Origin of the sequence: Geobacillus sp. ZGt-1 (assembly GCF_001026865.1) — a bacterium.
Taxonomy (GTDB): Bacteria; Bacillota; Bacilli; order Bacillales; family Anoxybacillaceae; genus Geobacillus; species Geobacillus thermoleovorans.
Window position 1 is genome coordinate 435864 of the sequence record NZ_LDPD01000023.1, and the last position, 22919, is coordinate 458782.

Here is a 22919-nt window from a genome sequence, read left to right on the forward strand (position 1 = left end):
CGTCAAAATATACGTCATCCAACAGTCCGATCGTTGTTCCGTCCGCGGCGACAACCATGCTGCCGGCGAGGCCGCGTTCGCCGTAAAGAGAGTGGCCGCTGTCAGGAGAAGGAAACGGCTGGAAGCTATCGGCATCACAGATGATGACTCGGTCGTTTTCGAACGACTGCACGGCTGAAAGCGGCAAATAGCGGCGGCGGCCGAACAAACCGCCCTGTTCCGCGACAAGCCCTTTGACCGCGCCGTGGCTGGTAAACCAAATGTCAGCGATCGTTCCGACCATTTTTCCCGTCGTTTGTTCATAAATGGGAAGGCCCTTGATGTCGGAAAACGTCCGCATCGTTCTCCCACCTTTCCAGCCACCTTTAGCTTGGCTCATCGCCCATAAAGTCATACGGCGTAACGTTTTCCATCCCCATGTTCGCCTCTTCAAACGGCAGTTCGACCTCGATAAACGGCGCCGCCGCCCCCGCCAGCTTCTCAGCGAGCGCCGTCTGGCGCGCTCCGTCGCTTTGTTTTGCGACGCCGAATCGAAACGCTTCCTCTTCCCCGCATAAAACGAGAAACTGCTTGCTTCTTGTCACCGCAGTATACAACAAATTCCGTTTCAACATCCGGTAATAGCTTTTGACGACGGGCAAAATGACGATTGGAAACTCGCTTCCTTGCGCCTTATGAACCGAACAGCAGTACGCATGGGTGATTTGTCCTAAATCTTGCCGTGTGTACGTCACTTCAATGCCATCAAACGAGACGACGAGCAAGTCTTGCTTTTCGATATTTTCTTTGGCGTAAAAAATGGCAACGATTTCGCCGATGTCGCCGTTAAACACATTGTCTTCCGGTTGATTGACGAGCTGCAGCACCTTATCGCCGACGCGGTAGACGACCTCACCGACCGACAGCTCCCGCTTCCCCTCAGCCGGCGGGTTGAACAGCTCTTGAAGCGCTTTGTTCAATTGGTCAATGCCCGCTGGACCACGGTACATCGGGGCGAGCACTTGAATATCTTTGACGGAAAACCCTTTTTTGCGCGCGTTGTCCGCGATTTGCCGCACGACATCGACGACCTGGCCCGCACGGCAGCGGATGAATGAACGGTCTGCCTTCGGAGCGGTCAAATCGTCCGGCACGACGCCGCGCTTCATCTCATGAGCAAGCTCGATGATCGATGATCCTTCCGCCTGGCGATACACCTCGGTCAACCGAGCGAATGGAATGACGCCTGAAGAGAGCAAGTCTTTCAGCACTTGCCCTGGCCCGACGGATGGCAATTGATCCTCATCGCCGACAAAAATGACTTGCATGCCGTTTGGCACGGCTTTTAACAGCTGGTTGGCGAGCCACGTGTCGACCATCGACATCTCATCGATGACAAGCAGCTTGCCGGAAATCGGTTCGTTCTCGTCGCGGCTGAACCCTTCCGCCCCATTCCAGCCGAGCAAGCGGTGGATCGTCGCCGCCGGCAGCCCGGTCGCCTCGCTCATCCGCTTCGCCGCTCGGCCGGTCGGTGCGGCCAGCAGCACCGGAAACGGCTCGCCTTGTTTGTAGTCAGCCGGGTCAAGAGACAGGCCGTTTAGGGCGGCAAACAGCTCGACGATGCCTTTGATGACCGTCGTTTTCCCCGTTCCCGGACCGCCGGTCAAAATAAACAGCGGCGAAGAAAGCGCTTGTTGGATCGCTTCCCTTTGCTGGGGGGCATATTGCATGCCAAGCCGTTCCTCAAGCGCCCCAAGCGCCAGCAAAAACTCCGACTCGGCAAACGCCGACGGCGGCGTCTGCCCGAGCAGCCGCTTAATGTTGGAGACGATCCCTTTCTCGGCGAAGTAAAGGGAAGGGAGATAATAACGCCCTTGCTCGGCGATCAGCTTCCCTTCTTCGCTTAACATCAGAAGCGTTTGGCTGATCGCTCGTCCATCCACCGCACCGCTCAGCCTTCCGTCAAGCAGCTCCCCGATGCGCTCCATCAGCTCTTCCTCGCGCAAATAAACGTGCCCTTCCTGCAAGCACGCCTGTTCAAGAACAAACAACGAGGCGGCGCGCAGCCGGGCCGGATGGCTGCCGGAAATGCCGAGCTGGCGCCCGATTTCATCAGCGCGGCCAAAGCCGATCCCTTCGATATCCTCAACGAGCTGGTACGGGTTCTCGTGGATGATGTCAACCGCTTCTTCGCCATACGCTTGGTAAATTTTCATGGCCAGCTGCGGGCCAAAACCGAGCTGGGCGAGGGCGATCATCGTTTGCTCAAGCCCTTCGTGGGCGCGAAGCGCATCGTACAGCTGCTTCGCCTTTTTTTTCGTCAGCTTCGGCACACGCTCTAGCGCCCTGGGGTCGCGCAAAATCGCGGCGATCGCGTTTTCGCCGAGCGTCTCGACAATCGCCGCAGCCGTTTTTTTGCCGATTCCTTTAAACAAACCGCTCGATAAATAATGAATGACTCCTTCTTTCGTGTTCGGAAGCTGTTTGCGGAACTGACTAGCCGCATATTGGCGGCCAAAACGCGGATGTTGGCGGAATTGTCCGTAAAAGATGTAGACGTCCCCTTCGTTTAAACGCGGAAAATAGCCGGTGACGACGACTTCCTCCTCAACGGGCGCTTCGTTCGTTTCCTCAACGCGCACGCGGATGACCGTGTACAATGTTTCCTCATTATGAAAAATGACCGCCAAGCACACTCCTTTAATGAACGTGCGTCCGTCAAGGGCGAGGATTTGTTGCTCTTGCAACAGCCATCCCCCTGCCTTTTTACGGCGCAAGCCGCTTTTCCATCAGTTTCTTTCCGTATCCGGCAAGCACGTGATCGGGCTTGGCTTCCAAGGCAGCGGCAAACATATTGCGGGCGGCATCGAGCTCATCTTTGTACGCATAAATGACGCCTAAATTGTAGTACGCATCAGCGTGGCGCGGATCGAGTTCCAACGTTTTTTCGAAATAACGCTTCGCCTCATCGACATAATCGAGCGTGGCGAGGCAAAGGCCAAGCTGAAACAGCGCTTCGGCATCCGTCTCGTTCAGCTCAGCCGCGCGCTGCAAATACGGCAGCGCCAGCCGCGGCATCTCGAGCCGCCATAAGGACATGCCGAGCATAAAATGCGTATCGGCATCGTCAAGACCAAGCCCTAGCGCGCGCTCAAACATATCTTTCGCTTTCGCGAACTGCTCACGCTTATAATGCACTGTACCCATGCCGTAATACGCGGCCGCCGCCTTCTTGTCAATTTTCAACGCCTGTCGGAAACAGTCAAGCGCCTTCTCTTCTTCACCGGCAGCAACGAGAACCGTGCCAATGTTAATGTACCCGGCTGGATCGTCCGGATGCTGTTCGACCGCAGCGGAAAAACAGCGGATGGCTTCCTCATACTTCCCCTCGCGCATATACGCCAAGCCTTGTTCGTTGAAATTGGCCACCGCCCATCCCCTCCCTGATTCAACGTGATTTTCAAGCAACGGCCTCCAGCCTAATAGCCTGATTGAAGATCGTGCGCACCGGCACATCCGTCAACCAACATACCAAAGCTTTTCGCCGTTGCGGAACACCTCATCGATCGTACCGCCGCCGAGGCATTCCTCGCCGTTGTAAAAAACAACCGCCTGCCCCGGCGTCACCGCCCGCGCCGGCGCATCAAACACGACTTCCGCCCCGCCGTCCGCAAGCGGGTGGACCGTCACGCCGACATCAGGCTGACGATAGCGAAATTTCGCCGTGCAACGGAACGGCGCTTCCGGCTTGCGGTCAGACACCCAGTTGACATCGACCGCCTTTAGCGAGGTGGAATACAAATATTCGTTTTCAAACCCTTGGGCGACATACAGCACATTTTCGCGCACATCTTTGCCGACGACAAACCACGGTTCGCCGCTGCCGCCGATGCCAAGGCCGTGGCGCTGGCCGATCGTGTAATACATGACGCCGTCATGCCGCCCTTTCACTTCGCCATCGAGCGTTTTCATCACTCCCGGCTGAGCCGGCAAATAATGGCTCAAAAATTCTTTGAAATCGCGTTCGCCGATAAAGCAAATGCCCGTGCTGTCTTTTTTTCCAGCGGTGGCGAGCCCAGCCTCTTTGGCGATCCGGCGCACGTCCGCTTTCTGCAAATGGCCGATCGGAAACATCACTTTCGACAGCTGAGCTTGGCCGAGCTGGTTTAAAAAGTACGTTTGGTCTTTGTTCGGGTCGGCTCCACGCAGCATTTTATATTCGCCATCGCGAAACTCGACGCGGGCGTAATGGCCGGTTGCGATGTAATCGGCGCCGATCGACATGGCGTGCTCTAAAAACGCCTTGAACTTAATTTCCTTATTGCACATCACGTCCGGGTTCGGCGTGCGCCCGGCTTTGTATTCATTCAAAAAGTACGTAAACACTTTGTCCCAATACTGTTTTTCAAAATTGACCGCATAATACGGGATGCCGATTTGATTGCAAACGCGCACGACGTCTTCGTAGTCCTCAGTCGCCGTGCAAACGCCGTTTTCATCGGTGTCATCCCAGTTTTTCATAAAAATGCCGATCACATCATATCCTTGTTCTTTCAATAGCAGCGCAGCGACCGACGAGTCGACCCCGCCGGACATGCCGACGACGACGCGCGTTTCGTGCGGCGCTTTGTTCATGCTGTTTCCCCCCTTTAGCGGTTTGTGAGCCGCTTTATGATCTTCACTGTTTCCTCGGCCGCCCGCTCAATTTGTTCCATCGTATTGCCGAGCCCGAAGCTGAAGCGCACAGACGAACGGATGCGCTCCGACTCTTTTCCGCACATCGCGACAAGCACGTGCGACGGGTCGATTGACCCGGCGGTGCATGCTGACCCGCTCGAGGCGGCAATGCCGGCTAAATCCAAGTTCACGAGCAGCGATTCGACATTCGTTCCCGGGAAGGCGACATTCAAAATATGCGGCAGGCCATCCGGGCGGCCGTTGACCGCATAGTCGATCCCTGAGGAGCGGAAAATCGCAAGCATCGCCTCGCGCCACGCCGCATATTGCCGACGTTTCTCTTCCCTTGTTCGCTCAGCGATTTCCGCCGCCTGCGCCAAGCCGATGATGCCGGGGACGTTTTCCGTGCCGGCGCGCCGCTTCCGTTCCTGTTCGCCGCCGAAAAGGAGCGGAGTGATGCGGACCGTTTCCCGGACATACAAAGCCCCGCTTCCTTTCGGGCCGTTGATTTTATGAGCGGAAATCGACAGCAAATCGATCCCGTATTCATTCACATCGATCGGAAGAAGCCCGTACGCCTGGACGGCGTCCGTATGGAAATAAGCCGGATGATCGCGAAGCAGCGCCCCGATTTCGCGAATCGGCTGGATCGTGCCGACTTCGTTGTTGGCAAACATGACCGACACCAAAACGGTCTCATCGCGCAGCGCGGCCTTGACATCCTCGACCGATACCGTCCCTTGTTCGTCAACGGGCAAATACGTGACCTCAAACCCTTGCGTCTCTAAATATTCACAAGCGCGCAGCACCGCATGATGCTCGATGGCGGTTGTAATGATATGATTGCCGCGGCCGCGGTTCGCTATGGCCGTTCCGATGACCGCAAAGTTATCCGCTTCCGTGCCGCCGCTTGTAAACACAATCTCCGTCTCTTTCGCCCCAATCGAGCGGGCGACAACAGCCCTCGCTTCATCGACCGCGCGGCGGCTCTGCCGTCCAAAATGATGGATGCTTGACGGGTTGCCGAACTGTTCCGTCATCCACTGGACCATACCGGCAGCTACGTCTGGATGGACCGGGGAAGTTGCCGCATGGTCCAAATAAATCCGTTCCAACGGTCATTCTCCTTTCCTTTCTGTTGCTTAAATATAAAACATATATGCCCCTTCATCCCCGTCGCTATACTTCGCCAAATCTTCGAGCGTTGTGCTGTCGAGCACTTCCTCGACCGCATCGCGGATGCGAATCCATAGCTCGCGCTTCGCCGGCTCTTCCTCCTCGAGCTCCTCGACCGGGGTCAGCGGCCCCTCCAACACGCGCAAAATGTCGCCGGCGGTGATTTTCGCCGGATGCTCAGCGAGCACATAGCCGCCATACGCTCCACGAATGCTTTTGACGAGCCCGGCGTTGCGCAACGGCGTGACGAGCTGCTCTAAATAATGTTCAGATAAATTGTTCGCCTTGGCGATCGAACGAAGCGAGATCGGACGATCGCCATATTTTTTGGCCAATTCAATCATAATCGTCAAGCCATATCGGCCTTTCGTCGAAATCTTCATTCATATCCCTCCTAACCGCTTAACCCTTGCGTCCGAGTGCCGGCGGCCGGTCCAAGCAGGCGGCTTGCGACCTTTTGGCATTGCGGCAGCGCCAAGCCGGCATCGAACCGATCGTCACACAAAAAAGGAACGTGCCAAACGACACCGGGCCGCCGAGCAACCAGCCGGCCAACAGCACNAACGCTTCGATCCCGATGCGAATGTACGCCACGTTCCATCCGGTCAGCTCGGTCAAAGCGAGCATGAAACGCCTGTGTTATTATATCATAAAAATCCCTTTCCCTTCACGGCTGAACCTTGACCTCTTGTTTCAACTGCTCAAGCCGCCGGTACACCTTGGCGTAATGTTTTTCCTCGCCATGCTCTTTCGGTTCATAATAGCGGACGCCTTCCAGAGCGGAGGGCAAATACGCTTGCGCCACCCAGCCGTTCGGATAATCGTGCGGATACAAGTAGCCTTGTCCACGCCCGAGTGCAGCCGCCCCTTTGTAATGAGCGTCTTTTAAATGATCCGGAATATCGCCAAGCTTGCCGGAACGGACATCGGCAATGGCAGCGTCCAGCGCCTTGTAAGCACTGTTGGATTTCGGGCTTAAACAGAGTTCAATCGTCACAACCGCGAGCGGAATGCGCGCTTCCGGCAGTCCGAGGCGTTCCGCCGCTTCGACCGCTGCCTGTACTTTCACTCCCATCATCGGATTGGCAAGTCCGATGTCCTCATAAGCCATCACAAGCAATCTCCGGCAAACGGACGCCAAGTCTCCGCCTTCAAGCAGACGGGCCAAATAATGAAGCGCGGCATCGGCATCGCTGCCGCGCACGCTTTTTTGAAACGCGGACAACAACGAATAATAATGATCGCCATATTTGTCATGGGTAAAACCGCGGTTTGCGGTGCATGAAGCCACGATATCCTCATCAATATACAAGCGGCCGTGGCGCTCATCGGCAGCCGCAACCGCCGCCTCCAGAAGCGAAAGCGCGACGCGCGCATCCCCACCGGCTGCCTCGGCGATGCGCCATAACAACGACTCGTCAATGACAACCGGCGGCTCGCCGACCCCTCGTTCCGGATCAGCGAGCGCCCGCTTCAGAATGATCATGAGGTCATCCGGCTTGAGCGGTTTCAGTTGTTGGATTTGCCCGCAGCGGCTGCGAATGGCGGGATTGACCTCGTGAAACGGGTTTTCCGTTGTGGCGCCAATCAAGGTCACGAGCCCGGATTCGAGATGCGGCAACAAAACGTCTTGCTGCGCTTTATTCAGCCGATGGATTTCGTCGATAAACAACACGACGTTCCCTGACCAGCGCGCCGCTTCGACTGCCTCTTCGATTTCCTTTTTGCCGGCGGCCGTCGCATTGATAGCGACCCATTCGCGCCCGGCGGTGCGGGCAATGGCGTAAGCGAGCGACGTCTTCCCTGTCCCCGGCTCTCCGTAAAGCAAAAGCGATGGAACATGACCTTTTTTGACCATTTTATAAAGCGGCGTACTAGGGCCAATGATGTGCTGTTGCCCAACGATCTCATCGATCGTCCGCGGCCGCATCCGCCAAGCAAGCGGCTCCGTCGTTTTGGGCATGCCGACCCCCTCCTTGAGATTGATGACGCTATGTTCACAGACATCCTCCGATGCCGCCTATTCATTTTCGGCGAATGGGGCGTCTCCCCGTGGGAAGATCGGTGGTTTTAATAAAAATAGCGTTCAATGGCCTCCTTCAACTCATTGTACAGCGGAAGCGAGTATTTCGCCAAATAGAGCAGAAGCGCCTCCACCATAAACCGCCTAGCTGTCTCCCCTTTCTCGAGTTCTTCCTTCAATAAGCGCAGCGAGCGAAGAATATCGTCTTCAACCGGACGCAGCGCCGCCATGCGCTCTAAACAGCTGATGGCCAGTTCTTTCCATTGACTCCGCTCTTGGGTCGCCGCAGCAATGTAATCCGCCATCACCGTTTCATCGAGCAATCCCGTCTTGCCGTCAAGCAGGCTGGCAACGATGGCATCAAGCCGATCGAGCAAGAAGGGGGCAAGCTTCTCAGGAAGCAGCGGCTTTCGGTCTACCGCCAAGTAAATCAGATATTCTTTCAGCATTCCGTTGAGCATCGTCGCGCAATCAAACGAAACTGGACGCACTTGTTCGCCGTATATGTCTTCAATCGCCCGGCGATACCAGTGGAGCGTATGGGCGCGGATGCGAAACACCAGATGCTGCACCTCATGGCTCACCTTCACAGCTTGTTCGCCCAACTGCATTTGCACCAGCTCTTTATGTTCGTCAAACAGCTGGATTTGTACAGTCAACTGACGGCAAAACCGCTCGCGCGCGGTTAAGGCGGGATCAGCCTCGATTTGTTTAAGCTGGCGAAACAAGACTTCATAATGGTAGCGGAAAATCGATACAGCCAACTCTTCTTTTGATTTGAAATAATTGTAAATCGAACCTTTGGCTACTCCGCTCCGCTCGGCTATTTCCTGCATGGAGGTAGCGTGATAGCCTTTTTCGGCGAATAATTTCATCGCCGTTTCAATGATGTCCTCTTTCCGTCCCAATGTTTTCTCCTTCCTTACTCCTTCTTCATGTCCATTATAGTCGATCTTGCCATGAAAAAAAATGCCGGACGGCCCGTTATCCGGCCATCCAGCCCTGTCATTTTGCCATCGGTTCGCGTTTTGCCGTCCGGAAGAAAAACGCCTCATACATCGCAGGAATGAACACAAGCGTCAATAACGTCGACGACGTCAGGCCGCCGATGACCGTGATGGCCAGCCCTTTCGAAATCAACGTGCCGGCCTCATTCGTCAGCGCAAGCGGAATGAGCGCTGTCACAGTCGCAAAGGCTGTCATTAAAATCGGCCGCAGCCGTGTTTTGCCGGCTTCAATGATGGCGCTTCGCACCGTCATCCGTTTTTGTTCGCGGTTTTGTCCGATTCGATCCACCAGCACGATCGCATTGGTCGTCACGATGCCAATGAGCATCAACAAGCCGATCATGACGCTGATGGAAAGCGGCTCATCGGCCACATACAAAGCAAACAGCGAACCGATGGGAACAAACAAAAGGGAAGATAAAATGATCAGCGGCACCCGCACTTTGCCAAATGTAATCAGCATCGTCAAATACACAAGCCCGATGGCCGCCGCCATGGCCACACCGAGCTCGCGGAACGTCTGCACCGTCTCATCGCTTCCGCCGCCCGTTTTCACTGTGACATCGGATGGGATCTTCAAATCATTTACATGTTTCGAAATATCATTCGTTACTTTCTGAATGTTGTCGCCGACAATCTGGGCGGATACGCGGGCAAACACTTTTCCGTCCAGCTTTTGAATGGACGTATACACGTCCGCCTCTTTCACTTCGGCGACAGCTGAAAGTGGAATCACTCCGTTTCTCGTCACGATCGGAAGCTCTTTCAACTCATCGATCGATCCCAACGTTTCATCATACGAAAGTTCGACTTGCTCATCCTTGCCGCCGAGTTTCAGCGTCCCCACATCGACCGGTTTGGTCGCATCGGCCACCGCCCCCAGCAATTGCATGCCCGAAACGCCATAAGCGGCCGCCTTTTCCGGATCAATGGCGACAATCACTTGTTTTTGCTTTTCCGTCAAGTTATTCGTCACATCTTTGACATCATCGCGTTGTTTTAAATACGTCTCGACCTGTTTGGCTGCTGTTTGGAGCGCCTCCAAATCATTGGAGTATAAGTCAATATTCACGTTATTATTCGTTGGCGGCCCTCCGCTCGACATCTCTTGCACGCCCACTTTTGCCCCGGGCGCGAGCTGATTCGCGATGCGGCGCATTTCTTTTTCGAAAACGGCCACGGTTTTCGCGGTGTCAGCGCTGTCCTTTAATAGAATATAATAGCTGGCTTGATTGGGCCGCTTCAATCCTGTGCGGAAATCGCGGCTTCCCACCGCGGCGGTGACGCTCTCGACATCGCTTCGTTTTAAAAACATCTTTTCCATCTCCAACGACACATCATTCGTTTTGGCCACCGATGTGGAAGCCGGCAGTTCAATGCTCGCCACCAGCGTTTTCTGCTCTTCGTTCGGCAAAAACGTAAATCCAAGTTTCGGCACGAGCGTCAATGAACCAACCAATAGCACAACCGACAACACAAAGACAATCGCTTTATGGTTGAGCGCCCATTCAATGATTCGGCCATACAGACGCTGAAGCGCTCCTTCTTTTTCCTCTGGCGGCACACGGCGGAACGAAAATTTCGCTAAAATCGGCACAACTGTCACGGCCACCAACAAAGAGGCCAACAGGGCAAACGTAATCGTCAAGGCAAAAGGCAGGAAAAATTCCCCTGTAATGCCCCCAACAAGCCCGAGAGGCAAAAAGACGACAACCGTTGTGATGGTCGAGGACACAATCGCTTTGACAATTTCTTTCGTTGATTGCTCGACTAAATCATCGCTCATGCCTGTTTTCTCCCGGCGGACGCGGCGGAAAATATTTTCGATCACGACAATGCTGTCATCCACGACTCGGCCGACGGCGACGGCCATGCCGCCAAGCGTCATGACATTGAGGGTAATATCCATACGATTGAGAAAAATGGCCGATACAAGCAGCGAGAGCGGAATCGAGACGATGGCAATCACAGTCGCCCGAACGTTGCGCAAAAAGAGCAAGACGGCCAGCGAAGCGAACAGCGCCCCGAGCAGCCCTTCACGGACAAGCGATTCAACGGATTGTTTGATGCCAGCTGACGAATCAAACCCGATGGAATAATCAAACTGATGTTTGTAGGAATTCAGCACTTTGATCACTTGGTCTGCCACTTCAATCGTATTGGCATCTTGTTTTTTCGTCACCGCCATCGACAGCGATGGCTTCAAATTATAGCGGGTGAATTCGCTTTGCTCGTTGACTTCCTCAATCGTCGCAATATCCCCAAGCTTCACGGACGCAACGCGCTGCAATCCATTCGCCGCCATAGGAACAGCTGTCGGCACGAGTTTCAGATTTTTCAACTCATGGATGGTGTTCAATTTTTCCTCGACGCGAACAGGAATTTGCCATGTATCGGTTTGCAACGTTCCAGCCGGGAACGCCAACACCTTTTCATTGATTTGGTTTTTAATCTCTGACAAGTTCAATCCCGCCTGAGCAGCCTTTTTCCGATCGACTGTGATCCGGATGAGGCGCTCGCTGTCTCCACCGATCGAAACGGAATTCACCCCGTCGATTTTATTCAATTCTGGAATCACTTCGGTTTCCAGCAACGTTTGCAGATCGGTTCCGTTTTTGGCAAACAAGGAAATGTTGAAAACCGGGATGGAACCGAATGAAAACCGATTGACTTCCGTTTGCACATTATCGGGCAATCCTGCCTTATCAATGAGCGATTCGACCTGCCGCTCCATTTTCTCCATATCCGTCCGAAACGGAAATTCAAGATTCATAACGGCCATTCCTTCATAGGAAGAACTCTGCATTTGCTTAAGCCCGTCAAGGGACTTCAGTTTTTCCTCGAGCTTGGCCGTGACCTCCTCATTCACGTCTTGCGGAGAAGCCCCAGGATAGACCACTTCAATCGACAACTGGGGAAATTCAATGTTCGGCAGCAAATCGACCTTCAAGGAGGAGAAGGAATACAGTCCTAGAAACATGAGCAAAAACGAACATACAAACACAGCTGCCGCATTTTTCAAACTGAACCTGGTCAAAAACGTCATCATGCCACCTCTCATCCCACGATTTTGACCAATCAGTCTAATTGTTTTGAACTGACCGGTCATACAAAACTATTTCTATGATACATGAAAATGGGAAAAATGAAAAGGGCGAAGTTTAAAGTGGAAATCAAACGGAAAAACTATGACCATATCAACATTACCATTTGATGGGGTGGACAACATGAAAACAAGACAGGATGCTTGGTCACATGAAGAAGATGTACTGTTGGCTGAAACGGTGCTGCAATATATACGCGAAGGAAAAACGCAACTTGCCGCTTTTGAAGTCGTTGGGAGACAACTGCACCGCACAGCGGCAGCATGCGGATTCCGTTGGAACGCCGAGGTGCGCAAACGGTACCTTGAGGCGATCGAACAGGCAAAAAAGCAGCGGAAAGAACGGAAACGGGCGCTCGAAATGATGAAAAAGTGGCAAAAAGACAGTATGGTTGCTGTTTGGAGTCCTTCTGGAGAACGGGATGGCGCCGAAGGGTCATCGCCTTTTCTCCCGGCGGCCCCATTGACACTGGAGCAGTGCATTTCATTTTTGCAAACATTGCGGCGCGGCATCGAGGAGATGGAAGCGATCCGCCAGGACAACGAGCGCCTGAAACGCGAGCGGGCGGAATGGCAGACGCGGAACGAACAGCTTGCTCAAAAACTCGAACGCCTTGAAACGAGGCAGACCACCGTGCAAGAAGATTATGAAGCGCTCGTGAAAATCATGGCCCGCGCCCGCCAGCTCGCTTCCGAAGAAGGCGACCGCTTCTCTCTTGCCCAGCTGTTTGCCGCCGAGGCGAACGGATCGAACGAATCGCTCGCCCATTCATAAAAAAAAGAAGGTGCCCCAACAAGCATCGGGACACGTTTTCACCGCTGGAACGACGGACAGCGCCCGCTAACAAACCGGTGAATGCACCGATGTTCACAGGAATCTCCACCTTCCCATTTTGTTCGAAATGAAGGTGGAGTCGTTCAATCGTCGCCAACGCGCCTTATGGGAATTCCCTCTAATAGACGATGAATCACGTAGGAAGCCATAATAAGCCCGGCAACTGATGGAACGAAAGCATTCGAAGACGGCGGCATTTTCGCCTTGCGGATCGGCGAAGCGTCATTGCCGACGACCTGGCGGACATCTTCGCGGATTTTCACCGGCTTCTCGTCGGAAAAGACGACCGGAATGCCGCGGCGGATCCCTTCTTTGCGCAGCTTGGCGCGGATGACTTTCGCGATCGGATCGGTGTGTGTTTTCGAAATATCGGCAATGCGGAACCGGGTCGGATCCATTTTGTTCGCCGCACCCATGCTGGAGATGATCGGAATGCCGCGCTTGAGGCATTGTTTCATCAAATGCACTTTGTACACAATCGTGTCGGACGCATCGATGACAAAATCCAGATCATAGGCGAAAAATTGCTCATACGTCTCTTCCGTATAAAACATTTGCAAAGCGATCACCTCGCACGCCGGGTTGATGTCGGCGATGCGCTCTTTCATGAGCTCCACTTTCGGACGCCCGATGGTCGAGAGCAACGCATGGATTTGCCGGTTGATGTTGGTGATATCGACGTTATCGCGATCAACAAGCACCAATCGGCCAATGCCGGAACGGGCGAGCGCCTCGACGGCGAACGACCCCACGCCGCCGACGCCAAGGACGGCGACGGTGGCGTTTTTTAAGCGTTCCAACCCTTCAGGGCCAATCGCGAGTTCATTGCGGGAAAATTGGTGCAGCATCGTTCTCCTCTCCGTTTGCTTCAAAATTGATGTTTATGCCGCTTTTTATCCTACCATCAAGACAGCAAAAGAGGCAACGGCATTTTGCTGGCAAAACAAAACCCCTATGCGGCCATCCGCATAGGGGAAATGTTGTTGATTCCTTAATGTCGCCAGTCCCAATCGTGCCGTCGATGCCTTCGTTTTGAACCCGCTCTCCCATAGGTGGGTGCCCTGTTCCAAGGTTTGCGCTTCCCCTGTGACGAAGAGGCGTGCACGCCGCTTGGAAACCCCGAGCTCCCGGATCATAAACTGTTCGGTCAAAACGATCAGTGATCCGACGAACACATTAGGACGGTTGTTAGTTTTATTGTAACACATTTTTCAGCCTTTGTGAACATCTATTGCCAACGTTTCTTTTTCAGATGCCGCTGTTACTCGTTTTCCGGAAGCACAACCGCCAAGTGCAGCTCCTCGAGCTGCTTGTCGCTGACCGGCCCCGGCGCTTCGGTAAGCAAGCAGCTCGCGCTCGCCGTTTTCGGAAACGCGATCGTATCGCGCAAGTTCGTGCGCCCAGCGAGCAACATCACCAGCCGGTCAAGGCCAAGCGCAATGCCGCCGTGCGGCGGAGTGCCGTATTCAAACGCCTCAAGCAAGAATCCGAACTGGCGGCGCGCTTCTTCTTCGCTGAACCCTAAGGCGCGGAACATTTTTTCTTGCACGTCCCGCTCGAAAATGCGAAGCGAGCCGCCGCCAAGCTCATAGCCATTTAAGACGAGATCGTACGCCTGCGCGCGGACGGCGCTTGGGTTTGTCTCCAACAGCGGAATGTCGTCGCGCACCGGCATCGTAAACGGATGGTGGGCGGCGTAATAGCGCCCTTCTTCTTCGTCATACTCCAAAAGCGGCCAATCCGTCACCCACAAAAACGCGAGCTTCGCTTCGTCGATCAAGCCGAGCTCCTTGCCAAGCTTCAGCCGCAACGCGCCGAGCGCCGCTGCGACGATCGCTTTTTCGTCGGCGACAAACAAAAGCAAATCTCCGTCTTCGACAGCAAGCGCTCGACGCAGCGCCGCCTGTTCCTCATCGGTGAAAAACTTGGCGATCGGTCCTTTCAGCTCTTCGCCTTCCGCTTTCAGCCAGGCGAGCCCTTTCGCCCCGTAGCGGCCGGCAAATTCTCCTAAGGCGTCAATATCTTTACGCGAATAGCGAGGGGCAGCACCTTTCGCGTTGATCGCCTTCACTTGGCCTCCTTCTTTGACGGCGCGGGCGAACACTTGAAATGCTGAATTACGGACGATTTCCGATACGTCGACGAGCTCGAGGCCAAAGCGTATATCCGGCTTGTCCGAGCCGTAGCGGCTCATCGCCTCGTCATACGTGATGCGCGGAAACGGGCGCGGGATGTCGATCCCTTTTGCCGCTTTCACGACGGCAGCCATCATCCGTTCGGTTAAATCCATAATATCCTTTTGTTCGATAAACGACATTTCGATGTCGATTTGCGTAAATTCCGGCTGGCGGTCAGCGCGCAAATCCTCGTCACGGAAGCAACGGGCGATTTGGTAGTACCGTTCCACGCCGCCGACCATGAGCAGCTGCTTAAAAATTTGCGGCGACTGCGGCAAGGCGTAAAATTCGCCCGGATGGACGCGGCTTGGCACCAAATAGTCACGCGCCCCTTCCGGCGTGCTTTTCGTCAACATCGGCGTTTCAATTTCCAAAAAGCGTTCGCTATCCAAAAAGTCGCGCACCGTCTTTGTGATTTTGTGGCGAAGCGCCAGTGTTTGAAACATGACTGGGCGGCGCAAATCCAAATACCGATATTTTAAGCGCACGTCTTCCGCCGCATCCGTGTCATCGGAAATCGAAAACGGCGGCGTTTTTGCCTCGTTGATGATCTCGATTCGTTCCGCCTGAATTTCAATGCGGCCGGTCGCGATGTTCGGATTGACCGTCTCGGGCGCGCGGGCGACGACCGTTCCTTCGACGCTTAAAACGTATTCGCTCCGCACGCGCTCCGCTGCCGCCAGCGCTTCAGCCGACACGTCCGGGCTGGCGACAACTTGGACGATGCCCGTTCGGTCGCGCAAGTCAATGAAAATGAGGCCGCCTAAGTCGCGGCGCTTTTGCACCCAGCCTTTGAGCACGACGCGCTCGCCGACGGCCGTTTCCGGCACTTCTCCGCAATAATATGTGCGTTCCATTCGCTCACTCCTCCTTCCCGATCCGTTCATGCAAAAAGTGCGCCAACTCGCCGAGCGGTACATTCGTTTGCTCGCCGCTCGCCATATGCTTTACCGCCGCTTCCTGTCTCTCGAGTTCTTCATCGCCGATAATGGCGACAAACGATGCCCCAAGCCGGTCGGCGGCCTTCAGCTGCGCCTTCAATTTTCGGCCCAAATAATCTTGATCGACCCTCAATCCGGAGCGGCGCAATGCATAAACGAGGCGGACCGCCTCGTCTTTCGCCCGCTCACCGACAGCGACGACATAGCAGTCAAGCCCACTCTCCACCGGCAATTCCACTCCTTCGGCGTCAAGGGCGGCCAACAGCCGCTCGATGCTCAAGGCAAAGCCGATGCCCGGCGTCTCCGGACCGCCGATTTCTTGGACAAGCCCGTTGTAACGCCCGCCGCCGCACAGCGTCGCCGCCGCGCCAAATCCTTCCGCTTCGCTCATAATTTCAAACGTCGTGTGGTTGTAATAGTCAAGCCCGCGCACGAGCCGCGCATCGATGACAAACGGGATGCCGAGCGCTGTCAAGTATTGTTTCACTTTCTCAAAATAGGCGCGCGATTCGTCATTTAAATAGTCTAAAATCGACGGCGCCGTCGCCATCAGCTCATGATCGCGGTCTTTTTTGCAGTCGAGAATGCGGAGCGGATTCGTATGAAGCCTCGTCTGGCAGTCCGGGCACAGCTCGTGGATGCGGTTTGAAAAATGGCGAACAAGCGCCTCTCGGTGCGCCCGGCGGCTGTCAAGGTCGCCCAAGCTGTTAATGACAAGCCGGATCCGTTTTAAGCCAAGCGCTTCGTAAATATGCATCGCTAGCGCCATCACCTCGGCGTCAATCGCCGGATCGCTGCTGCCGAGCGCCTCGACGCCGAACTGGACGAACTGGCGGAACCGTCCCGCTTCCGGACGCTCGTAGCGAAACATCGGCCCGCTGTAATACAATTTCAGCGGCTGGTTCGGACTGCCGTACAGCTTATGCTCGACAAACGCTCTGACAACCGGCGCCGTTCCTTCCGGGCGGAGCGTCAGCGCGCGCCCCCCTTTGTCTTCGAACGTGTACATTTCTTTTTGCACAATGTCCGTTGTATCCCCCACGCCGCGCAAAAAAAGCTCCGTATGTTCAAAAATCGGCGTCCGGATTTCCTGATACCCATACCGGCTGCAGAGGCTGCGGGCAATGTGCTCGACATATTGCCATTTTTCCGAGTCACCCGGCAGCACATCTTGTGTCCCTCTTGGAATTTGAAAAGCCATGCTCATCCTCCTTTGCCCAAAATAAAACGCCCTTGTCCCTGTGATCGATAGGGACGAGAGCGTCATTCCCGCGGTGCCACCCTAATTGAAGCCGATCCGGCTTCCGCTTGTCGCCATTAACGCATGGCACACGTTCCCCTTTACTGGCGCAAAGCGCGTTCAAAGGGAAACCTACGGAGTGTCTTTCGTTAAGCCATCATGGAGAAGCGCTCGCAGCCTTGGGCGCTTCCTCTCTGGCCATGTGGACCTTAACTACTTTTCTCCATCATCGGTTGTTCCGTATGAGAAAGATGTAATTTTATATTACGGACAATCTCGCCCGTTTGTCAAGTTGTCCTAGCAGCTGTGATTCATGGTTGTTCGCAAAGAGAAAAACCTTGATGTCTCATCGCATTTTTCTCCTTGTTGTAAAAAAAGAGAGCCGATTCATTGAACCGCCCCTCCATGGGATCGAAGAGGCGGTCCACCTTCGGCTCTCTTTAATGGCGAATCAAATAATCAAACGCGCTTAACGCTGCGGTTGCACCCGAGCCCATCGAAATAATGATTTGCTTATAGGCGCTGTCCGTGCAGTCGCCCGCGGCAAAGACGCCTTCAATGTTCGTCGCGCCGCGTTTATCGACGATAATTTCACCGAAGCGATTCCGTTCCACCGTTCCTTCCAACCATTCGGTGTTCGGAACAAGGCCGATTTGCACGAACACGCCTTGCAATTCGATATGATGTTCTTCCCCTGTTTCCCGGTCAATGTACGTCAAGCCGTTGACTTTGTCCGTGCCGGTGATTTCCGTCGTTTGCGCGTTTTTAATCACCGTTACGTTCGGCAAGCTGTACAAACGATCTTGCAAAACAGCATCGGCCTTGAGTTCAGGGGCGAACTCAAGCAGCGTCACATGGCTGGCGATGCCAGCGAGGTCAATCGCCGCTTCGACTCCAGAGTTCCCGCCGCCGATGACCGCCACGTGCTTCCCTTCGAACAGCGGGCCGTCGCAATGCGGGCAATAGGCGACCCCTTTGTTTTTGAACTCTTCCTCGCCCGGCACGCCAAGGTTGCGCCAACGGGCGCCCGTTGCGATCACAACCGTTTTGCTTTTCAACACGGCGCCGTTTTCCAACTCGACTTCAATCAAGTCTTTTTTCTCGAGTCGTTTTGCCCGCTGCGAGTTCATGATGTCGACGTTGTATTGCTTCACATGTTCCTCAATGCTGGCCGCAAGCTTCGGTCCTTCCGTATATTTGACGCTGATAAAGTTTTCAATGCCGAGCGTATCTAAAATTTGTCCACCGAAGCGCTCCGCAACAATCCCAGTGCGAATGCCTTTGCGCGCTGCGTAAATGGCTGCTGTCGCACCCGCAGGGCCGCCGCCGATCACCAACACGTCGAACGGCTCTTTGTCGGCGAAGGAAGAAGCATCCGGAGCACTCCCTAATTTGGCGAGGATATCTTCAAGCGACATGCGGCCGCTCGCGAACAGTTTGCCGTTTAAAAACACCGTCGGTACGGCCATAATCCCTTTTTGCTCCGCTTCTTCTTTAAACGCCGCCCCGTCGATCATCGTATGCGAAATATCTGGGTTCAACACGCTCATAATGTTGAGCGCTTGCACGACGTCCGGGCAGTTGTGGCAGGTCAGGCTGACGTACGTTTCAAAATGATGTTTGCCTCTGATTTGTTGAATGCGGTCCACGACGTCTTGGCTGACTTTCGGCGGCCGCCCGCTCACTTGAAGCAGCGCCAAAACGAGGGACGTAAATTCATGGCCGAGCGGCACGCCGGCGAAGGTGATGCCGGTGTTTTCGCCGACCCGGTTGACGCTGAAGCTTGGCGTTCGTTCCAGCTTCGCTTTTTCCACTTTGATTTTCGACGACATCGCCGTTAATTCATCGATTAAAGCAAGCATATCGCGGGAAACGTTGTCGTCTCCCGCGCTTACCGTCAAGACAATATCATTTTCAAGCAATTGCAAATACTGGGCTAGTTGCGCCTTGATGTCAGCATCCAGCAGCATCGCCTAAGCCCCCCTTAAATTTTGCCGACGAGGTCTAGGCTTGGCTTCAGCGTTTCCGCTCCTTCTTTCCATTTCGCCGGGCAGACTTCACCCGGATGGTTGCGCACATATTGGGCCGCTTTAATTTTATCAATCAGCGTGCTGGCGTTGCGGCCGATGCCGTCCGCATTGATTTCCACCGCTTGAATGACGCCGTCTGGATCGATGATGAACGTGCCGCGCTGCGCCAATCCTTGTTCTTCATCGAGCACATCAAACATGCGCGACAGTTGATGCGAAGGATCGCCAATCATCACGTATTCGATTTTGCTGATGGCTGGCGATGTATCGTGCCATGCTTTATGAGTAAAGTGAGTGTCGGTCGAAACCGAGTACACTTCCACGCCAAGTTCTTTAAACGTCGCGTAGTGATCTTGCAAATCTTCGAGCTCCGTCGGGCAGACGAACGTAAAGTCCGCTGGATAGAAGCAAACGATGCTCCATTTCCCCATGAAGTCTTGCTCTGTCACTTCGATGAATTCGCCGTTGTGATACGCTTGGGCACGGAATGGTTGTACTTTTTTCCCAACCAAAGACATTGCTTCATCTACCTCCTGCGACTGTTAATTTATAATAATTTTAAACCAATACTTATTATCATATAGGGGCATATGTTTGTCAATACATATGCAATGGATTTTTTCCTCTACCGAGCCGGATCAGTGTTGAGCGGATGCACAGCGCTCATTCGCAGCTGTTTCGTCTGAACGGCCACACCGCCTAGGCCCACGAAACATCCACACGCCCCGTGCGCTCCTTCCAACTCGCCATGTTTACGGGCGGGGCTGCTGTTTTTTCAACATTTGTACGTCTTTCGGCGCCACACCGAATTCGGATGCCAACTCAAACGCTCTATATTGGGCCTCGAGCCGCACCCATTCGTGAAAGTCGACGGACAGCACATCGCTTGCCTGGTGCGCCTGTTCACTTTTTCTCGTCTGCCGCATCGCCCTCCTCCTTTCTCTGCTATGCCACTGTTTTCATCTTTCCCATTTTTCGCCGAAAATAAAAAAGAAACCGGGAAACTTCATCTGTTTCCCAGTTTCTCGCTGCTGTCGATGATCAAGGTGACTGGCCCGTCGTTTGTGAGCGATACGTCCATCATCGCACCGAATACGCCGGTTTCTACATGAACGCCTCTTTCGCGCAAAGCGGCGTTGAACGCCTCATACAGCGGCAAGGCATGGTCGGGCTTGGCCGCCGCCATAAAGTTCGGGCGCCGGCCTTTTCGGCAGTCGCCGTAAAGGGTGAACTGCGACACCGACAGCACCGCCCCGCCGACGTCAAGCAAGGAGCGGTTCATTTTTCCGTCTTCATCTTCAAAAACGCGCAAATGAGCGATTTTCTCAGCCAAATAGGCAGCATCGTCTTCTGTATCTTCATGCGTGATGCCAAGAAGGACGACAAAACCCGCATCAATGGCACCAACGACTTCGCCGCCGACGGTGACTTTGGCCTCTTTCGCCCGCTGGATGACCGCTCTCACTTGCATCCCTCCTTTCGCCGCCCTTAGTTGTTCATCAAGCGCTGGACGGAATAAATGTCGGGAATTTGTTTGATTCGTTCGACGACTTTTTGCAAGTGGCTCAAATTATGAATGGCGATTGTCATATGGATCGTCGCAATTTTATGTCGGTGGTCTGAGCGTCCCGAGACGGCGGAAATATCGGTGCGCGTTTCATTCACCGCCTGCAGCACCTCATTCAGCAAACCGCGGCGGTCAAATCCGGTGATCTCAATGTCCACGTTATATTCACGCTCGCCGTTTGCTCCGCTCTCCCATTCTACGGCAATCAACCGATCGGCCGCTTCTTCGGTCTTGACGTTCGGGCAATCGGCGCGGTGGACGGAAATGCCGCGGCCGCGGGTAATGAAGCCGATAATTTCATCGCCCGGCACCGGGTTGCAGCAGCGCGACAAACGGATGAGCAAGTTGTCCATTCCTTGGACGCGAATGCCGCAGTCGCGCTTTTTGCCAGCTGGCAGCTTGGCTTCGAAGACCGCTTCGGCCAGTTTGCGCTGCTGTTCCTCGAGATCGCGCTGCTTTCGCCATTTTTCCGTCAACCGATGGGCGATTTGCGCCGCTGTGATGCCATGATAGCCGACTGCCGCATACATATCGTCTTCGTTCGAGAAGTTGAACTTTTCGGCGACGCGCTTTACGTTGTCGGCCGTCATCACTTCTTTCGGCTCAAAGCCGAGGCTGCGCACCTCTTTTTCGACCATCTCTTTGCCTTTTTCGATGTTTTCTTCGCGCCGTTGCTTTTTGAAAAACTGGCGGATTTTGTTGCGCGCCTGCGACGTTTTCGCCAGTTTCAGCCAGTCTTGGCTCGGACCGTACGAATGATTGGAAGTTAAAATTTCGACGATGTCGCCCGTTTGCAGCTTGTAGTCAAGCGGCACCATTTTGCCGTTGACTTTCGCCCCGATCGTCTTGTTGCCGATTTCCGAATGGATGCGGTAAGCGAAATCGATTGGCACCGATCCGGCCGGCAGCTCGATGACATCGCCTTTTGGCGTGAAGACGAACACCATGTCGGAAAACAAATCCATCTTGAGCGATTCCATGAACTCTTCGGCATTGCTGGCGTCGTTTTGCCATTCCAAAATTTCCCGAAACCAAGACAGCTTTTCTTCAAACGAGTTGGGTTTGATCGTCTTTCCTTCTTTGTACGCCCAATGGGCGGCGATCCCGAACTCGGCGATTTGATGCATTTCAAACGTGCGGATTTGCACCTCAAGCGGTTCGCCTTTTGGGCCGATCACCGTCGTATGGAGCGATTGGTACATGTTCGGCTTCGGCATGGCGATGTAGTCTTTGAAGCGGCCTGGCATTGGCTTCCAGCATGTATGAATAATGCCGAGCACAGCATAGCAGTCTTTGATGCTGTTGACGATGATGCGGACAGCGAGCAAATCGTAAATTTCGTTGAACTGTTTATTTTGCATCACCATTTTTCGATAAATGCTGTAAATATGTTTCGGACGCCCGGAAATTTCGCAAGGAATATGCACTTCGTTGAGCCGTTCGCGCACTTCTTGAATGACTTCCTCCAAATATTGCTCGCGCTCGGCCCGCTTTTTCTTCATTAAATTGACGATGCGGTAATATTGCTGCGGGTTTAAATAGCGAAGCGCCGTATCCTCAAGCTCCCATTTGATTTTCGAAATGCCGAGCCGATGCGCGAGCGGAGCGAAAATTTCGAGCGTCTCATTGGCAATGCGCCGCTGTTTTTCGGCCGGCAAATGTTTCAATGTCCGCATATTGTGCAGCCGGTCGGCGAGCTTGATCAAAATGACCCGGATATCTTGCGCCATGGCCAAAAACATTTTCCGGTGGTTTTCCGCCTGCTGTTCTTCCTGCGATTTATATTTAATTTTCCCAAGCTTCGTCACCCCGTCGACAAGCATCGCCACTTCCGCGCCGAACTCGCGCTCGAGGTCTTCTTTTGTCGCCTCGGTGTCTTCGATGACATCATGCAAAAACCCGGCGGCGATCGTTGTCGCGTCCATCTTTAAGTCCACCAAAATGCCCGCGACTTGAATCGGATGGATGATGTATGGTTCGCCCGATTTCCGAAATTGGTCGCGATGGGCGTGCTTGGCAAACTCATACGCCTTTTTCAAAAAGGCGACGTCTTGTTCCGACAAATAACAGCTCGCTCGTTCAAACACTTGCTCCGCTGTCAGCACTTGTTCATTGGCCATAGGGTTGAATCACCTTTTTAATCGATTAAAATTGAAGCTGCAAA

The 22919-nt window shown here is 54.0% G+C and carries 18 protein-coding genes, 1 other RNA gene and 1 other annotated feature; of the genes, 1 reads left to right on the plus strand and 18 read right to left on the minus strand.

The genetic code is table 11. The features are described from left to right. The 9 genes from VU18_RS10995 to VU18_RS11040 form a co-directional block, all read right to left on the minus strand. On the minus strand, nt 1-340 hold a 340-nt coding region (locus VU18_RS10995; RefSeq protein ID WP_047758215.1), incomplete at its 3' end, for a PRC-barrel domain-containing protein. A 25-nt stretch (nt 341-365) separates the two neighbouring features. Next, complete coding sequence (locus VU18_RS11000) at nt 366-2726, minus strand: ATP-dependent RecD-like DNA helicase (RefSeq protein ID WP_047758189.1); 2361 nt, start codon at nt 2724-2726, stop codon at nt 366-368. A 19-nt stretch (nt 2727-2745) separates the two neighbouring features. Next, on the minus strand, nt 2746-3408 hold the full coding sequence (locus VU18_RS11005) for a tetratricopeptide repeat protein (protein ID WP_011232039.1): 663 nt from the start codon (nt 3406-3408) through the stop codon (nt 2746-2748). Between the two features lie 90 nt (nt 3409-3498). Beyond that, nucleotides 3499-4614, minus strand: coding sequence for a tRNA 2-thiouridine(34) synthase MnmA (gene mnmA / locus VU18_RS11010; protein ID WP_011232040.1), 1116 nt, complete (start codon nt 4612-4614; stop codon nt 3499-3501). Nucleotides 4615-4628: 14 nt separating this feature from the next. Continuing rightward, on the minus strand, nt 4629-5771 hold the full coding sequence (locus VU18_RS11015) for a cysteine desulfurase family protein (protein WP_011232041.1): 1143 nt from the start codon (nt 5769-5771) through the stop codon (nt 4629-4631). 27 nt (nt 5772-5798) lie between these two features. Then, the gene (gene cymR / locus VU18_RS11020; protein WP_011232042.1) at nt 5799-6215 is read right to left on the minus strand and encodes a cysteine metabolism transcriptional regulator CymR; all 417 of its coding nucleotides are present in this window, start codon (nt 6213-6215) and stop codon (nt 5799-5801) included. Nucleotides 6216-6499: 284 nt separating this feature from the next. Next, complete coding sequence (locus VU18_RS11030) at nt 6500-7795, minus strand: replication-associated recombination protein A (protein WP_011232044.1); 1296 nt, start codon at nt 7793-7795, stop codon at nt 6500-6502. 107 nt (nt 7796-7902) lie between these two features. Further along, nucleotides 7903-8763 (minus strand): TetR/AcrR family transcriptional regulator, encoded by an 861-nt coding sequence (locus VU18_RS11035; RefSeq protein WP_014196404.1) that lies wholly within the window; start codon nt 8761-8763, stop codon nt 7903-7905. A 97-nt stretch (nt 8764-8860) separates the two neighbouring features. Further along, nucleotides 8861-11908, minus strand: coding sequence for an efflux RND transporter permease subunit (locus tag VU18_RS11040; RefSeq protein WP_011232046.1), 3048 nt, complete (start codon nt 11906-11908; stop codon nt 8861-8863). 181 nt (nt 11909-12089) lie between these two features. On the opposite strand from VU18_RS11040, the gene VU18_RS11045 reads away from it, so the two are divergent. Then, nucleotides 12090-12740: an RsfA family transcriptional regulator gene (locus VU18_RS11045; protein WP_033025906.1), complete on the plus strand. Its 651-nt coding sequence runs from the start codon at nt 12090-12092 to the stop codon at nt 12738-12740. A gap of 143 nt (nt 12741-12883) precedes the next feature. On the opposite strand, the gene VU18_RS11050 is transcribed toward VU18_RS11045, so the two are convergent. The 9 genes from VU18_RS11050 to VU18_RS11090 all read right to left on the minus strand — a co-directional run bounded on the left by VU18_RS11050 (nt 12884) and on the right by VU18_RS11090 (nt 22875). Continuing rightward, nucleotides 12884-13648: a ThiF family adenylyltransferase gene (locus tag VU18_RS11050; protein ID WP_014196406.1), complete on the minus strand. Its 765-nt coding sequence runs from the start codon at nt 13646-13648 to the stop codon at nt 12884-12886. A gap of 151 nt (nt 13649-13799) precedes the next feature. Next, nucleotides 13800-13986: non-coding RNA, 6S RNA (gene ssrS, locus VU18_RS17505), on the minus strand. Nucleotides 13987-14061: 75 nt separating this feature from the next. Next, nucleotides 14062-15834 carry an aspartate--tRNA ligase gene (gene aspS, locus VU18_RS11060; RefSeq protein WP_014196407.1) on the minus strand — a complete coding sequence of 591 codons (1773 nt, stop codon included), beginning with the start codon at nt 15832-15834 and terminating at the stop codon, nt 14062-14064. 4 nt (nt 15835-15838) lie between these two features. Continuing rightward, nucleotides 15839-17119, minus strand: a complete 1281-nt coding sequence (gene hisS / locus VU18_RS11065) for a histidine--tRNA ligase (RefSeq protein ID WP_011232050.1) — start codon at nt 17117-17119, stop codon at nt 15839-15841. Nucleotides 17120-17165: 46 nt separating this feature from the next. Beyond that, nucleotides 17166-17397, minus strand: a binding site (T-box leader). Between the two features lie 201 nt (nt 17398-17598). Then, complete coding sequence (gene ahpF / locus VU18_RS11070) at nt 17599-19128, minus strand: alkyl hydroperoxide reductase subunit F (RefSeq protein ID WP_011232051.1); 1530 nt, start codon at nt 19126-19128, stop codon at nt 17599-17601. A gap of 14 nt (nt 19129-19142) precedes the next feature. Beyond that, on the minus strand, nt 19143-19706 hold the full coding sequence (gene ahpC, locus VU18_RS11075) for an alkyl hydroperoxide reductase subunit C (protein WP_011232052.1): 564 nt from the start codon (nt 19704-19706) through the stop codon (nt 19143-19145). 234 nt (nt 19707-19940) lie between these two features. Further along, nucleotides 19941-20114, minus strand: coding sequence for a hypothetical protein (locus tag VU18_RS18375; protein ID WP_014196408.1), 174 nt, complete (start codon nt 20112-20114; stop codon nt 19941-19943). Nucleotides 20115-20194: 80 nt separating this feature from the next. Next, nucleotides 20195-20653 (minus strand): D-aminoacyl-tRNA deacylase, encoded by a 459-nt coding sequence (dtd, locus tag VU18_RS11085; RefSeq protein ID WP_011232054.1) that lies wholly within the window; start codon nt 20651-20653, stop codon nt 20195-20197. Nucleotides 20654-20676: 23 nt separating this feature from the next. After that, a complete protein-coding gene (locus VU18_RS11090) occupies nt 20677-22875 on the minus strand; it encodes a bifunctional (p)ppGpp synthetase/guanosine-3',5'-bis(diphosphate) 3'-pyrophosphohydrolase (RefSeq protein WP_011232055.1) in 2199 nt (732 codons plus the stop codon). Between the last annotated feature and the right edge of the window lie 44 nt (nt 22876-22919).